This window comes from Kribbella antibiotica, from assembly GCF_004349055.1.
Classification (GTDB): Bacteria; Actinomycetota; Actinomycetes; order Propionibacteriales; family Kribbellaceae; genus Kribbella; species Kribbella antibiotica.
The window spans coordinates 1-15,063 of the sequence record NZ_SMKX01000081.1 but is presented as its reverse complement, the minus strand read 5'-3'; the positions used below and the strand labels follow the sequence as shown (position 1 = coordinate 15,063).

Sequence of the window (15,063 nt, the reverse complement as noted above, 5' to 3'; positions counted from 1 at the left end):
GGTGAGCGTGACCGACATGCTGCCGGAGCAGCACCACGGACTGACGAAGAAGGATCCGCTGTGGTTCAAGCGGGCTGTCTTCTACGAGGTCCTGGTGCGGTCGTTCAAGGATTCGAACGCCGACGGCATCGGCGACCTGCAAGGCCTGACCGAGAAACTCGATTATCTCGAGTGGCTCGGCGTGGACTGCCTGTGGCTGCCGCCGTTCTATCCGTCACCGTTGCGCGACGGCGGTTACGACATCTCCGACTACACCGGCGTGATGCCGGAGGTCGGCACGATCCAGGACTTCGCCGCGTTCATGGAAGCGGCGCACTCGCGCGGGATGCGGGTCATCGTCGACTTCGTGATGAACCACACCTCGGACGCGCACCCCTGGTTCCAGGAGTCGCGCAAGAACCCCGACGGCCCGTACGGCGACTTCTACGTCTGGTCGGACACCGACGAGCCGTACCCCGACGCGCGGATCATCTTCGTGGACAGCGAGCAGTCGAACTGGACCTGGGACCCGGTCCGGGGCCAGTACTTCTGGCACCGGTTCTACTCCAGCCAGCCCGACCTCAACTTCGAGAACCCGGCCGTCGGCGACGCGATGCTCGAGGCGCTGAAGTTCTGGCTCGACATGGGGATCGACGGTTTCCGGCTCGACGCGGTGCCGTATCTGTTCGAGGAGAACGGCACCAACTGCGAGAACCTGCCGCGGACCCACGAGTTCCTGAAGCGGGTCCGCAAAGAGGTCGACGCGAACTACGAGGACCGGATCCTGCTCTGCGAGGCCAACCAGTGGCCGGCCGACGTGGTCGACTACTTCGGTGACCGCGACTCCGGGGGTGACGAATGCCAGATGGCGTTCCACTTCCCGGTGATGCCGCGGATCTTCATGGGGGTGCGGCGTGAGTCGCGGTTCCCGATCTCGGAGATCCTGGCGCAGACCCCGGCGATTCCGGACACCTGCCAATGGGGCATCTTCCTGCGGAACCACGACGAACTGACGCTCGAGATGGTGACCGACGAGGACCGCGACTACATGTGGTCCGAGTACGCGCAGGACCCGCGGATGAAGGCGAACATCGGCATCCGCCGCCGCCTCGCGCCGCTGCTGGACAACGACACCAACAAGATGGAGTTGTTCACGGCGATGCTGCTGTCGTTGCCGGGATCACCGATCCTGTACTACGGCGACGAGATCGGCATGGGCGACAACATCTGGCTGGGTGACCGCGACGGCGTCCGGACCCCGATGCAGTGGTCCCCGGACCGCAACGCGTCGTTCTCGACCGCGACCCCGGGCAAGCTCAGCCTGCCGGTCATCATGGACCCGGTCTACGGCTACCAGGCGGTGAACGTCGAGGCCGAGATGGAGAACGCCTCGTCGCTGCTGCACTGGACCCGGCGGATGATCCAGACCCGCAAGCAGCACCCCTGTTTCGGGATGGGTACCTTCACCGACCTGGGCGGCTCGAACCCGAGCGTCCTGTCGTACATTCGCGAGTTCGGCGACGACGTCGTGCTGTGCGTGAACAACCTGTCGCGCTTCCCGCAGCCGATCGAGCTGGATCTTCGGCAGTGGGAAGGCGTCGAACCGGTCGAGCTGCTCGGCGGGGTGCACTTCCCTGCGATCGGTGAGTTGCCCTACCTTTTGACGCTCGGCGCGCACGGTTTCTACTGGTTCCGGCTGCCCAAGCCGGCCGACCACGAGGAGAGCATTTCGTGACTTCCCATCTGGACCAGGTCCAGTCCTTCTGTGCGGGCCAGCGATGGTTCGGGGAGAAGGGACACGACGTCGTCGTCGATGCCATCGCCACTTCGGCGTGGTTGTCGGACGAGGGCGTCTGGCCTGCGGTCCGGATCGGGTTCGTCTATTGTTCGGGTCCGCCCGGATCGGATATCCCGATCCGGGTGTACCAGCTGCCGCTCAGCTATCACCAGGCCCCGGTTGATCACCTGGGCCACGCGCTGATCGGCGACTGGGCCGAGCTGGATCTCGACGACACCCGGGTGTGGGTGTACGACGCCTTGCACGACAAGGAAGCCACGCCGTACTGGCTGGACGGCATCACCCATGGCCGCCGGCTGGACGGGCTGGAGTTCCACCCGGTGCACGCACCGGAGGGTGGGACGGAGGTGCCGGAGGACGCGCAGTCCTTGGTGCTGACCGTCGAGCAGTCGAACACCTCGCTCGTGTACGGCGATGTGGCGCTGCTGAAGGTGTTCCGCCGGCTCGAGCCCGGGAGCAATCCGGGCGTCGAGATCGAGTCGGCGCTCACCGAGTCCGGGTCCGAGCTGGTCCCGGAGGTGCTCGGTTCGGCGCGCGGCAGTTGGCCGCGGGCCGGCGGTGGCATCGACAGCGGTGAGCTGGCCATGATGACGGCCTTCCAGAAGAACGCCACCGACGGCTGGTCGTTCGCGACCTCGTCGGTGCGTGACCTGTACGCCGAGGCCGACCTGCACGCAGCCGAGGTCGGCGGTGACTTCGCGGGCGAATCGCATCGGCTCGGCGCCAGCACGGCGCAAGTCCATGCGGAGCTGGCGAAGGCGCTCGGTACGGATGTCTGGGAGCAGACCAAACTCGTCGAGCACGCCGCGTCGATGCATCGCCGGCTGAGCGCCGCGGTCGCCGCGGTTCCCGACCTCGCGCCGTACGCCGAAGGTTTGGGTCGCGCGTTCGACAATCTCGCAGCGGCCGACCAGCCGGTGCTGGTGCAGCGCATCCACGGTGACTTCCACCTCGGCCAGGTGCTGCGCACGATCGACGGCTGGAAGCTGATCGACTTCGAGGGTGAGCCGGCCAAGTCGCTCGTCGAGCGGCGCGCGCTGGACACCCCGGTGAAGGACATCGCGGGGATGCTGCGGTCCTTCGACTATGCGGCGCGGTCGCTGTTCCTGACCGATCACGAAGGTGATCAGCAGATTGCGTACCGGGCAGCGGAGTGGGCGAGCCGCAACCAGCAAGCGTTCTGTGACGGCTATGCCGAGGTCGCGGAGAGCGATCCGCGCGAGCATTCCGCGTTGCTGGACGCGTTCCTGGCCGACAAGCTGATCTACGAAGTGCTCTACGAAGCGCGCAATCGACCGACCTGGTTGCGCATCCCGCTGGCTGCGGCCGCGCAGCTGGCCGGGGTCGAACACTAAAGCTGGGAATTACTGAGCGTGGGGGCCCCGCCACTGCAATACTTGCCGGTATGTCCCCCGCTCCACCGCTGGCGGTGCTCGTGCTCGGGCCACTGGCCGTGCGGCTCGGGGGCAGAGCTGTCGCTGTCGATCGCCCGCTGGAGCGGGCGTTGCTGGTCCGGCTCGCACTTGCTGGGGGCACGCCAGTGCCCGATCATCGGCTGGCGGCGGACCTCTGGGGTGATGTCGAGCTGGCCCGCCCGACCGAGCGACTGCGGGTGCTCGCCTCCCGGCTCCGCGCGGCGATCGGCTCTCCACAGTTACTGACTCGCTCGAACGGCGGCTACGCACTAGCCGCAGAGTTAAGCGACCTCAGCCAGGCCCGGTTAGCCGCCGAAAGGATGCATGCCGCCGTACGGGCTGGTGATCAGCTTGCAGTCAAAACGGCTGCACAGGCGGCGCTTGCGCTGTGGCGCGGGCCGTCGCTCGCTGACCTGCGCACGATCCCGTACGCCGTTGCCGAGGGCGAGCAACTGGATGCGTGGAAGCTGACTCTGCAGGTGGAGTTGCTCGATGCGGAGCTGTCACTCGGCCACGCGGCCGAGGCGGCTCGTGAGCTCGAGGCGCTGGCCGCGGAGAACCCATTGCACGAACGCTTGTGGTGCCTGCTGGCGCTCGCGCTCTACCGGACCGGTCGCCAGGCGGATGCGCTGAGCCGGATGGCGAAGCTGCGCAACCGGTTGGCCGACGAGCTCGGCGTCGACCCGGTGCCGGATACCGCGGCGATGGAGTTGCGGCTGCTCCGGCAGGACCCAATTTTGTTGCCTACGGCATCTGAATCACCGGCGCTGAGCTCGGCCACCCGGCATGGCGCCGCTCCGGCCGGCCCGGTCGCCGACCTCGCGTCGCCGCTGACGAGCTTCGTCGGCCGGCAGGACGAGCTGGCCTGGCTGACCCAGCGGATCACTCGACCTGGCGTGATCACGTTGACCGGTGGGCCCGGAAGCGGCAAGTCCCGGTTGTCGTTCGAGGCGGCTCGCAGGGTGACCAATCGGCCGGTCCGGCTGGTCGAGCTGGCGCCGTTGCAGCGGGAAACCGCCGTACTGGAAGCGATTTCGGGTGAGGACGCCGGCGGGAGTGATCCGATCGGCGCTGCGGCCGCGGCTCTGGACGGCTCGGTGCTGGTGGTCGACAACGCCGAGCATGTGGTTGAGCAGGTCGCCGACATCGTGGCCGCGCTGGTACGACGGGCGCCAAGCCTCACCGTCCTCGTGACCTCGCAGCGACCGTTGCAGCTGGAGGCCGAAGAGATTCGGCCGATGCGTCCGCTGGATGCGCTCGCGGCCGCCCGACTGTTCACCGAGCGCTGCGCGATCGATGCTCAAGGCGCCGACCCCGAGCAGGTCGCAGCAATCTGCACGGCGGTCGACCGGTTCCCGCTCGGGATCGAGCTGGCCGCCGGTCTCACCCGCACGCTGACTGTCCCCCAATTGGCGAAGCGCCTGGCGGATCGGATGCGGTTGCTCGTGGCGGGCAGTCGGGATTCGCAGGCGCGTCATGCGAGTCTGGTCGCCGCGCTGGACTGGAGTCATCAACTGCTCGGTGATGCGGAACGCGCCGTACTGCGTCGGGTTGCGGTCTTCGCCGGTGGTTTCACGTTGGAGGCCGCTGAGCAGGTCGCGCTGAACCCGCGCGATGTCGCGCCGGCGCTGACCGAACTCGCGGACCGGAGTCTGCTGACGGTCGAAGCGGTGAACGGGCGTCGCTTCCGTTTGCTGGAGACAGTGCGGGACTACGCGCTGAGCAAACTCGATGAGGCGGGCGAGACTGAGACCGCGCGGAGCGCCGAGCTGGACTGGGGGCTGAGCTACGTCCAGGCCACCGGCCAGAACAGCGACGACTTCGCCAACGCCGAGGCCGTCAACGAAGTCTTCGCCGAGTGGTCGAACCTTCTCGACATCCTTGATCGCGCGCCCGGGACGGAGCGGGCAGCAGGTGGGCTGCGCCTCGCGCTCGCGATGCACACGCCGTGGCTCATCCGTGGCTGGTACGCCGAGGCCGCGCGGCACTTCGACGCCTTGACCGATGCACCGGGTGCGACGACGTCCGAGCGGCTGACCGCGTTGTGCAACCACGGCTTCGTGTTGACGATGCGCGGACAGTTCGACCACGCCGCGGAGCTGCTGACCGAGGCCGAGCGCCTCGCGCCGCTCCAGGACGACGACACGTTGACGCTGACCGCGCTGTACTACCGCAGCATCGTCGAGATCGAGCGCGGCCACCTCCTCGACGCGTTCACCCCACTCCTCACCGGCCAAGCCCTCGCTCGTTCCTCCTCGGAGCACGAGCGCCGCCTGTCCGCGTTCACCGATGCCCTCGGCACGCTCTACACATACGTCGGTCAGTCCGAGCGCGCGCTCGAGTGCTACGAAACCTGCATCGTCGCCGACCGCGAGTTCGGCGACGAGCACGGCCTGTCGCGCGGCCTCAGCAACCTCGCAGGTGCTCTGGTCGGCCTGGAACGCTGGGACGAAGCCCTCGCAGCAGCCACCGAGTCCGACCACTACGCCCGTCGCCTCGACGACCGCCAGATCCTCCCGCTGAACGAAGTCATCCGCGGCCTGGCCGCCATCGCCCGCCACGACCTCGACGAAGCCGAGAAATACCTCCGATCCGCCGTCGAATACGCCCTGGCCGACGACAGTGGTGTCAGCCACGCCTACATCGACCTGGCCGACGTACTGGTCCGTCAAGGCGAGCTCGACGAAGCCGCAGCTCTCCTCGACGCCGTCTTCGCCGAAGCCCCCTCGCACAGCACTTCTTGGCTGGCCGCCTGCGCTGTAGCCGCCGCTTTAGCCCTGGCCCAAGGCGACCGCACCCGCGCCACAACCCTCGTCACCGACACCACCACCGCCTACACCCGCACCGGTTTCGGATGGCCCCGCTACGCCACCCGCCTCACCGAAGTCCGCGCGGCTTTGGTCACATGAAGGTGTAGCTCCAGACTCGTCGGGTACGGGGTGCATCGGACGGGTTCGCGATCGGGCAGGATGGGTGCATGGGATCGAGTGAGAGCGAAGCCATGGAGCAGCCGGTGGTACCGGTCGAAGAGCCTGTGGTGACAGCGGTTTCGGTGGATCGGACCGTCTTGGAGCGGGTGGTCGGTGGGACGTTCCACGATCCTCATCAGGTTCTCGGGCCGCATCTCGGCGACTTCGGGGTCACCGTGCGGGTGCTGCGTCCGTTCGCGAGCGGCGTGACGGTCCTGTACGACGGGAAGAAGCTGCCGCTCCGCCACGAGCACGACGGCATCTGGGTCGGCGTACTGGCGACCGACAAGGTGCCGGACTATCGGCTCGAGGTCAGCTACACCGATGGTCCTTCGGTCGAGGTCGATGATCCCTACCGTTACCTGCCGTCGCTCGGCGAGGTCGACCTGCATCTGATCGGCGAAGGCCGGCATGAGCAGCTGTGGACCGTGCTCGGTGCGCACGTTCGCCGGTACGACGGCCCGACGGGCGCCGTGACCGGGACATCGTTCGCGGTGTGGGCGCCCAACGCGCAAGGCATTCGGCTGACCGCCGACTTCAACTTCTGGGACGGCCGCGCGCATCCGCTGCGTTCGCTGGGCGGGTCCGGCGTGTGGGAGATCTTCGTGCCGGGCATCGGCTCCGGCACGCGCTACAAGTTCGACATCTGCGGCCGGGACGGGGTCTGGCGGCAGAAGGCCGACCCGATGGCGAACTACGCCGAGATTCCGCCGGCCAACGCGTCCGTCGTCCACGAGTCGACCTACGAGTGGGAGGACGCGGCCTGGCTGGACAAGCGCGCCGCGACCCAGGCCTACGCCGAGCCGATGAGCGTCTACGAGGTGCACCTCGGGTCCTGGCGCAAGGGCAAGAGCTACCGCGAGCTCGCCGACGAACTCGTTGCCTACGTCAAGGACATGGGCTTCACCCACGTCGAGCTGATGCCGGTGATGGAGCACCCGTTCGGCGGTTCCTGGGGTTACCAGGTGACGTCGTACTTCGCGCCGACGTCGCGCTTCGGCAACCCCGACGACTTCCGGTTCCTGGTCGACAAGCTGCACGCGGCAGGCATCGGCGTACTGGTGGACTGGGTGCCGGCGCACTTCCCGAAGGACGCGTGGGCACTGGCCCGCTTCGACGGGACGCCTCTGTACGAGCACCCGGATCCGCGACGCGGCGAGCAGCCCGACTGGGGCACGCTGGTCTTCGACTTCGGCCGCCCGCAGGTGCGCAACTTCCTGGTCGCGAACGCGATCTACTGGGCCGAGGAGTTCCACATCGACGGCCTGCGCGTCGACGCGGTCGCCTCGATGCTCTACCTGGACTACTCGCGCGCCGAGGGCCAGTGGGTCCCCAACCAGTACGGCGGCCGCGAGAACCTCGAGGCGGTGTCGTTCCTGCAGGAGATGAACGCGACCCTCTACAAGCGCGTGCCCGGTGTGATCACGGTCGCCGAGGAGTCGACGTCGTGGCCCGGTGTCACCCGCGACACCCACCTCGGCGGGCTCGGGTTCGGCTTCAAGTGGAACATGGGCTGGATGAACGACTCGCTCCGCTACCTGGAGCACGAGCCGGTCCACCGTCAGTACCACCACCACGAGCTGACGTTCTCGATGATGTACGCCTACTCGGAGAACTTCGTCCTCCCGCTGTCGCATGACGAGGTCGTGCACGGCAAGGGTTCGCTGCTGCGCAAGATGCCGGGCGACCGCTGGCAGCAGTTGGCGAACCTCCGCGCGTACCTGGCAATGATGTGGGCGCACCCGGGCAAGCAGCTGCTGTTCATGGGCTGCGAGTTCGGCCAGGAGTCGGAGTGGTCCGAGAAGGGCGAGCTCGACTGGTGGCTGCTGGACCACGAGAACCACCGCGGTCTGCAGCAGCTCGTCCGCGACCTGAACGGCGTCTACACCGGTACGCCGGCCCTGTGGCGGACCGATCACGCGGCCGAGAAGTTCAGCTGGATCGATGCCAACGATGCCGCCAACAACGTGTTCTCGTTCGTCCGCTTCGGCGACGAGGGTGAGCCGACGGTCGCCTGTATCGCGAACTTCTCCGCGCTCCCGCACCACGGCTACCGCCTCGGCCTCCCGTACACCGGTACCTGGTCCGAGGTGATCAACACCGACTCCGGCAACTACGGTGGTTCCGGCGTCGGCAACCTCGGCGCCGTCCAGGCCGACGGCCCGGAGTGGCACGGGATGGCGACGAGCACCGAGCTGTCCGTTCCGCCCCTCGCCACCGTGTACTTGCGGTACGACGGGTAGCGTTCGTGGAGTGACCGCCGTACAACCGCTGACCGATGGTGACCTGACGCTGCACCTGTCTGCACAGGACCAGCAGGTGGTGACCTTCGAAGTCGAGAACGGAAGCCCGCTCGGCACAGTGGAGGTACGGCGGACCTCGCCCGGCGCCGGCCTGGTCGTGTGGGCGCTGGACGGCGGTATCGGAGTCGCGACGCCAAGCGTCCGATTGGTGTCCGAGTATGCCTTCAAGGAGCTCGGTTTCGACCGCTTGCAGATCGAGGTGGATCCCGCACTGCAGTCGTCCATGCGGGTCGCGATCCGCGCCGGCTTCCGCCGCGAGGGCGTCCTGCGCGGCGCGGCCCTCGTCGAGGGTGAGCGCCGCGACGTGATCGTCTACGGCATGCGCAGCGACGACCCGCGCCCCGACTCGGTCCTCGGCTGGACCACCCTGATGGACTCCACGCTGCCGAAAAAGCGCGTGATCGCGCACGTCGTCGTACGGGACACCTCCGGCCGCGTCCTGCTCTGCCAGGTCAGCTACAAACAAGACCTCGAACTCCCCGGCGGCGTCGTCGAGCCCGATGAGGACCCCGCCACCGGCGCCTCCCGCGAGATGGAAGAGGAGCTGGGCACCGCCCTCCCCCTCCTCGGCGTCCTGGCCATCGACTGGCTCCCCCGCTGGGAAGGCTGGGGCGACGCCGTAGAAATCCTGTACGACGGCGGCGTCCACGACCCGTCGCTCCTCGAAACCCTGCACCCCGACGGCCACGAGATCCTCACCCTCGCCTGGCACTCCCCTGACGCCCTCGCCGGCCTGGTCTCGCCACTGAACGCCCGCCGCCTCCCGCTGGTCCTCGCCAAGCCGGACCAGCTTCACAACCTCAGCAACGGCTCGCCGATCACCTAGGCAAGCGGTTGAGGTCGGCAACGCACCACGCATAGTGGCCGTCGCCGGCTTCGGCGTCGTAGATCGTGGCGGTGGTGATCGCGTAGGCCTGGCGGTAGAGGTACATCCGCTCGCGGTCGTGGCCGAGCGCCTCGAACCGCTTGAGCAGCAAGGTGTCCAGCCGTCGCGCGTCGGGGCCGTACATGTCGAAGAACCCGGCGGCGAGCGCGGCATCGAGGGTGTTGTCGCCTGCCATCGAGTAGAAACCCCAGTCGAGCAGGGCGGCCGGGCGCGGACCGTCCATCAGCAGGTTCGGCGGGCAGACGTCACCGTGGACGATGCTCAGCTTCTCCAGCTCGATGGACGCCAGCCGCCGGGTGACGCTGTCGAGCAGCGCCGGAAAGTCCGTGACATCACGCTCGAAATGCCGGTACGACGCCTCGGCGCGACGCCGGACCAGAGCGGCGAACGATTCGCCCCAGGAGAGTCCGGGAAGCCAGAACGGTTCGTTCAGCACGAACAACGCCTTGCTCGCCGGCCCGGCGGTCGTCGTACCGAGTGCTTCCACCACGGCGACGAAGGCATCCAAGGCGTCGTTCTCGGCAACGTCGGCCGATGGGAGCGGCGTACCGGTGAGCTTGTCCTCGATGCTGACGGCCAAGCCGCTGCCAGCGGCCCCGATCTCCCGGATTCGCGGTGTCCGGACCGGCAGCTCGGGGATCTCGTCGAGGAAGGCTTGCATCAACCGGACGTCGTCGGGACGCCGCTCGAACCATTCCTTGCGGACCCACCCTTGAGCACCCATCAGTCATTTTCCGGCCGGATCCGTGACTGACCCGCGCTCAAGGGCTCGGCGCCGCCGGGCGAGGAAGCGGCATTCGGCTTCGTTGGCGGTCAGGGGCATGGCTTGTTCGTAGGCTGCGGCGGCTTCGGCTGAGCGGCCTAGGCGGGCCAGTACGTCGGCGCGGGTGGCGGGGAGGTAGGCGTACTCGCGGAGGGCGGGCTCGTTGCTTAGGGCATCTAGTTCGGCGAGGACCTCGATCAGGTCCGCGCCGGGGACCAGGCTGTGGGCGGCTGCCCGGTTGAGGGCGACGATCGGGGTCGGCCAGCTGACCATCATGGCGTCGTACATGCGGACGACCTGCCGCCAGTCGGTTCGTTCCCACGACGGTGCGGTTACGTGCAAGCCGGCCACGGCGGCCTGTAGGGCGAACCGGCCGTGGCCGCGCAACAGCGCCGAGGTTGCCCGCGAGACCCCTTCGGCCAGCATTTTCACGTCCCAGCGGGAGCGGTCTTGGTCGGCGAGGAGGACCAGTTCGCCGTCGGCGCTCAGGCGGGCATCGCCGCGGGCCTCGGTCATCAGGAGCAGCGCGAGCAGCGCCTCAGGCTCGGTCTCGGTCGGCATGAGGCGGACAAGGAGCCGCGCTAGTTCGACCGCGCGGCTGGTCAGATCGGAGCGGGTCAACTCGGGACCGGCGGCGACATGGCCTGCCGTGTAGACCAGGTGAACCACAGTCAGTACGGCGTCCAGCCGCGTCGGCAGCTCATTGTCGGCCGGGATCCGGTACGGGATTCCCGCCGCCGCGATCTTCTTCTTGGCGCGGGTGATGCGTGCGGCGGCGGTCGGCTCGCTGATCAGCAAGCCGGCGGCTACCTCGCGAGTGGTCAGACCGCAGATCAGGCGGAGGGTCAGCGCAACCTGGGATTCCTGCGCCAGCGCCGGGTGGCAGCAGGTGAACACGAGCCGGAGCGGGTCGGTGGGCTGCTCAACCTCGCCCGGCTCCTCGATGAGCAGCGGCAGTTTCCGCCGGAGCGTGGTCTCGCGTCGCAGGCGGTCGAGGGCCAGCCGCCGCGCGACCGTGGTCAGCCAGCCGCCGGGGTTGGCCGGGATCTCGTCCGGCCAGGTTCGCAACGCCTGAACGAAGGCGTCCTGCGTGCAGTCCTCGGCGAGGTCCAGGTCGCGAGTCAGCCGCACGACCGACGCGAGCACGGTCGACCAACTCTCCCGATGCGCCCGGTCAACCGCAGCAGCGACCGCCCGGGGGTCTGCTCCCCCGGACGGTCGCTGCACGGCGTCGTACATCAGGCTTGTGGTGCGGCTTCTTCGGAGGTGTCCATCACGGGACGGACCTCGATGTTGCCGGACGGGCAGAGCTTGGCCAGCTCCAGCGCCTGGTCCAGATCACGAGCCTCGACGAGATAGAAGCCGCCGAGGGCCTCTTTGGTCTCGATGAACGGGCCGTCGGTCACCAGCGGCTCCGCCCCCTCGCACTGCTTCACGGTGCTCGCCGTGGTGGACCGCTCCAGCGCCGCGCCGCCGACGATTGCTGCGCCGGCTGCTTCAACCGCCTCCGCGAAGGCGGTGTGCAGCTTCATCGTCGACTGCCACTCCTCTGCGGTGATGTTGTCGTACCACTCCTCGCTGTCGAAGAGGAGGAACATGTACTGCGCCATCTCGGGCTCCCTTGATGTCGGGCTTGCTACTGGTCATCTTGCTGACGATCGGCGCAGAACGGAATCGACAACACCGTTTCGGCAGTTTTCGCGCTACTGTTGAGTAGTCACTCAACAAGCCTTCCGCCCCAGGAGGAACGTATGGAGCACTTCGACGTCCTGATCGTCGGCGCCGGCCTGTCCGGGATCGGCGCGGGCTACCGGCTGCAGACCCAGAGCCCGGACCGGTCGTACGCGATCCTCGAGGCCCGGGACGCGATCGGCGGGACGTGGGACCTGTTCCGCTACCCGGGGATCCGGTCGGACTCGGACATGTTCACCCTCGGCTTCCCGTTCCATTCGTGGGCGGGCAAGGCGATCGCGGACGGCACCGATATCCGCGAGTACGTGAACGAGACAGCATCGACGTACGGGATCGACAAGCACATCCGGTTCGGGCAGAAGGTGCTGCGCGCTTCCTGGTCATCCGAGACCGCGCAATGGACGGTCGAGACGAACGACTCGTCGTACACGTGCTCCTTCATCTACACCTGCAGCGGGTACTACGACTACGACCAGGGGTACGTCGTCGACTTCCCGGGCAAGGAGTCGTTCGGGGGCACGGTGATCCATCCGCAGCACTGGCCTGAGGATCTGGATTACGCAGGTAAGCGCGTCGTGATCGTGGGCAGCGGCGCGACCGCCGTCACGCTCGTCCCCGCAATGGCCGGTACGGCGGAGCACGTAACGATGCTCCAGCGCACGCCGAGCTATATCGCCTCCCGGCCCGCTGCCGACGCGTTCGCCGATCGCCTCCGTGGAGTACTGCCGGAGAAGCTCGCACATCGCGTGGTCCGGACGAAGAACATCGTGACAAGCACGCTGACCTACAACGCGTTCCGCAAGTTCCCCTCCCATGCCGCCTGGCTGCTCAACCGGATGGCCGCCAAGCAGTTGCCCGACTCGATCCCCGCCGACCCGCACTTCATCCCGAAGTACAAGCCGTGGGACCAGCGGCTTTGTCTCGTGCCGGACTCCGACCTGTTCCGGGCGCTGCGCAACGGGACCGCTTCGGTGGTCACCGACGAGATCTCGCGGTTCACGCCGACCGGGCTGCTGCTGAAGTCCGGCGAGGAACTGGAAGCCGACATCGTGGTGACGGCGACCGGGCTGCGAATGGTTGCCCTGGGCAAGATTGAGCTGACCGTCGACGGCCGGCCGGTCCCCGTCAGCGAGACCTTTGTCTACAAGGGGATGATGCTGAGCGGCGTACCGAACCTGGCCTGGTGCGTCGGCTACACCAACAACTCGTGGACCCTGCGCTCCGACCTGAGCTCGCAGTTCGTCGCCCGCCTGCTCAATCACCTGCGCGCGACCGGCACCGACATCTGCCTGCCCGAGATCGAACCCGCCGAGTACGACGCTCCGCGCCGGCCCGTGGTCGACCTCTCCTCGGGGTACATCCAGCGAGCCGCCGCCATCCTGCCCCGCCAGGGCCCGAACGGTCCCTGGCGGTTGCGGCAGAACTACCCCCGCGACCTGTTCACCTTCCGGTTCGGTTCGATCGAGGACGGCGTACTGAAGTTCACTCGACGCGAGCAGGCGGCGGCGGGCCGACGTACTGCGCACTCGGGCGGATGATCTTCGGGTCGGCGGCCTGTTCGAGGATGTTCGCCGACCAGCCGATGACCCGGCTGACGGCGAACGTCGGCGTGAACATGGCGCGCGGGAGACCGCAGAGCTCCATCACGACACCTGCATAGAACTCGACATTGGCGTACAGGTTGCGGCCGGGCTTGAGCTCGGCCAGTACGTCGACGATGCGCTGCTCGACTGTCGTTGCGAAGTCGACCAAGTCGCCGCCCGGACCTTGGCTGAGCGGCCCGCGGGCGATGTCGCGCAGCATGAGTGAGCGGGGATCGTCGGTGCGGTAGACGGCGTGCCCGAAGCCCATGATGCGGTCGCCGGCCTCGACCTTGGCGCGAACCCAGTCGTCGATGCGGTCCGGCGTACCGATCTCGTCGAGGCTGGCCAGGGCACGGTCGGGGGCGCCGCCGTGCAGTGGGCCGGAGAAGGCGCCGATCGCTCCGGCGACGGCCGCCACCAGGTCGGCGCCGGTCGAGGTGATGACGCGAGCCGTAAATGTTGACGCGTTGAATCCATGATCGACGGTGGCGATCAAGTAATGCTCAATGGCGGTCGCTTCGACTGCAGTCGGCACCTTGCCGGTGACCAGGTACAGCCAGTTGGCGGCGGCGGTCAGGTCGCCGCGAGGACCGAGCGGCTGCTGACCTTCGCGGAGACGGTAGAGCGCGGCGAGGATGGTCGGGGTGACCGCGCAGACCAGCATCGCGTCGGCTTTTCGTCTCGCTGGGTCCGCGTCCCACAGCGGCGGAAGATTCTTGGTGGCCGCCAAGAGGGAAAGGGCCGTTCGGAGGCCGGCCAGGGGGTTGAATGTAGGCCCGGCGGCGGCGATGGCGGGGAGCACTGCCCGGACTTCATCCGGCAGGACCCGCAGCGGCGCCAGGTCGGCGATGAACTGGTTGCGCTCGGCTTCGGTGGGCAATCGGCCCTCGAAGAGCAGGAACCAGACGTCCTCCAGGCTTTTCGACCGGGCCAGCTCGATCGCCGAGTACTGGCGGTAGTGGTAGAAGCCTTCGTCACCACGGACATCGCCGAGGGTCGTCTCGGTGACGACGACATTGCGGAGCCCGGGCGGAACATTGATCGTCGTTGACATGACTTCAGGGTTGATAGGCAATCAAGTATTGTCAATGTTGATCCAGTCAACATGAGTGCATGATGGAGCGGGGATGACAGGACAAGGTGACGAGGATTACCTGACGACGGCCCAGGTGGCGCGGCGGCTCCGGGTAAAACCGGAGACGGTCTACGCCTACGTGAGTCGCGGTCTACTGACCAGCGTGCGAGCACGCGGCCAGCGCGGCAGCCTGTTCGCCGCAGCTGATGTCGAACGCGTGGCGAGCCGATCAGTGGACCACTCCGGCGCAGTGGAGGAGACAGAGTCTGCGCTGACGCTCCAGACCGGCGACGAGCTCTACTACCGCGGCCGCTCCGTCCCCGACCTAGCCACGACGCGGACACTTGAGTCGGTCGCTCACCTCCTCTGGACCGGCGAGCTCACCGACCAACCGCCGTTCCCCGTCCACGACCCCTCGGTAGACCTGGCCCGAGCCGCCATAGCCGTCCTCCCGCCCACAGCACGCCGTACCGATCAGCTCCGCGTCGCCGTGGCCGCGCTGGGCGCCGCAGACCCCCTCCGCTTCGACCTCCAGCCCACCTCCATCACCGCGGCAGCCCGAACCCTCCTAGGCACCCTCATCACCGCCCTCCCCGGTCC

Annotated in this window: 11 protein-coding genes; 7 read left to right on the top strand and 4 right to left on the bottom strand. The window is 67.7% G+C overall.

Annotated features, from left to right (window positions below; all coding sequences use genetic code 11):
• The first annotated feature begins 16 nt into the window (after positions 1-16).
• The 5 genes from treS to E1263_RS24875 all read left to right on the top strand — a co-directional run bounded on the left by treS (position 17) and on the right by E1263_RS24875 (position 9,290).
• The gene (gene treS / locus E1263_RS24895) at positions 17-1,714 is read left to right on the top strand and encodes a maltose alpha-D-glucosyltransferase (protein WP_238161521.1); all 1,698 of its coding nucleotides are present in this window, start codon (positions 17-19) and stop codon (positions 1,712-1,714) included.
• The gene (locus E1263_RS24890) at positions 1,711-3,132 is read left to right on the top strand and encodes a maltokinase N-terminal cap-like domain-containing protein (RefSeq protein ID WP_132171437.1); all 1,422 of its coding nucleotides are present in this window, start codon (positions 1,711-1,713) and stop codon (positions 3,130-3,132) included. The genes treS and E1263_RS24890 overlap by 4 nt, the downstream gene beginning before the upstream one ends.
• Positions 3,133-3,182: 50 nt before the next feature.
• Entirely contained in the window at positions 3,183-6,101 is a 2,919-nt protein-coding gene (locus E1263_RS24885) for an ATP-binding protein (protein WP_132171435.1), read from the top strand.
• Positions 6,102-6,169: 68 nt separating this feature from the next.
• A complete protein-coding gene (gene glgB / locus E1263_RS24880) occupies positions 6,170-8,404 on the top strand; it encodes a 1,4-alpha-glucan branching protein GlgB (protein ID WP_132171433.1) in 2,235 nt (744 codons plus the stop codon).
• A 10-nt stretch (positions 8,405-8,414) separates the two neighbouring features.
• Positions 8,415-9,290 (top strand): NUDIX hydrolase, encoded by an 876-nt coding sequence (locus tag E1263_RS24875; protein ID WP_132171431.1) that lies wholly within the window; start codon positions 8,415-8,417, stop codon positions 9,288-9,290.
• Here E1263_RS24875 and E1263_RS24870 read toward each other — a convergent pair.
• Genes E1263_RS24870 through E1263_RS24860 form a run of 3 tightly spaced genes read right to left on the bottom strand, consistent with a single transcriptional unit; the run spans position 9,283 to position 11,723 of the window.
• Positions 9,283-10,074, bottom strand: coding sequence for a phosphotransferase family protein (locus tag E1263_RS24870; protein ID WP_132171429.1), 792 nt, complete (start codon positions 10,072-10,074; stop codon positions 9,283-9,285). The genes E1263_RS24875 and E1263_RS24870 overlap by 8 nt on opposite strands.
• Before the next feature lie 3 nt (positions 10,075-10,077).
• A complete protein-coding gene (locus E1263_RS24865) occupies positions 10,078-11,352 on the bottom strand; it encodes an RNA polymerase sigma factor (protein ID WP_132171427.1) in 1,275 nt (424 codons plus the stop codon).
• On the bottom strand, positions 11,352-11,723 hold the full coding sequence (locus tag E1263_RS24860) for a YciI family protein (protein ID WP_132171425.1): 372 nt from the start codon (positions 11,721-11,723) through the stop codon (positions 11,352-11,354). The genes E1263_RS24865 and E1263_RS24860 overlap by 1 nt, the downstream gene beginning before the upstream one ends.
• A 141-nt stretch (positions 11,724-11,864) precedes the next feature.
• On the opposite strand from E1263_RS24860, the gene E1263_RS24855 reads away from it, so the two are divergent.
• Positions 11,865-13,343, top strand: a complete 1,479-nt coding sequence (locus E1263_RS24855; protein ID WP_132171423.1) for a flavin-containing monooxygenase — start codon at positions 11,865-11,867, stop codon at positions 13,341-13,343.
• Here E1263_RS24855 and E1263_RS24850 read toward each other — a convergent pair.
• Complete coding sequence (locus E1263_RS24850; protein ID WP_132171421.1) at positions 13,288-14,442, bottom strand: citrate/2-methylcitrate synthase; 1,155 nt, start codon at positions 14,440-14,442, stop codon at positions 13,288-13,290. The genes E1263_RS24855 and E1263_RS24850 overlap by 56 nt on opposite strands.
• Before the next feature lie 73 nt (positions 14,443-14,515).
• Here E1263_RS24850 and E1263_RS24845 point away from each other — a divergent pair.
• Positions 14,516-15,063, top strand: a 548-nt coding sequence (locus E1263_RS24845; protein WP_132171419.1) for a citrate synthase, incomplete at its 3' end; no start/stop codon positions are given.

Coding starts and splice junctions, on each gene's coding strand:
- treS (WP_238161521.1), top strand. CDS start 17: ATGCTGCCGGAGCAGCACCACGGACTGACGAAGAAGGATCCGCTGTGG.
- E1263_RS24865 (WP_132171427.1), bottom strand. CDS start 11,352: ATGTACGACGCCGTGCAGCGACCGTCCGGGGGAGCAGACCCCCGGGCG.
- E1263_RS24860 (WP_132171425.1), bottom strand. CDS start 11,723: ATGGCGCAGTACATGTTCCTCCTCTTCGACAGCGAGGAGTGGTACGAC.
- E1263_RS24870 (WP_132171429.1), bottom strand. CDS start 10,074: ATGGGTGCTCAAGGGTGGGTCCGCAAGGAATGGTTCGAGCGGCGTCCC.
- E1263_RS24850 (WP_132171421.1), bottom strand. CDS start 14,442: ATGTCAACGACGATCAATGTTCCGCCCGGGCTCCGCAATGTCGTCGTC.
- E1263_RS24885 (WP_132171435.1), top strand. CDS start 3,183: ATGTCCCCCGCTCCACCGCTGGCGGTGCTCGTGCTCGGGCCACTGGCC.
- E1263_RS24855 (WP_132171423.1), top strand. CDS start 11,865: ATGGAGCACTTCGACGTCCTGATCGTCGGCGCCGGCCTGTCCGGGATC.
- glgB (WP_132171433.1), top strand. CDS start 6,170: ATGGGATCGAGTGAGAGCGAAGCCATGGAGCAGCCGGTGGTACCGGTC.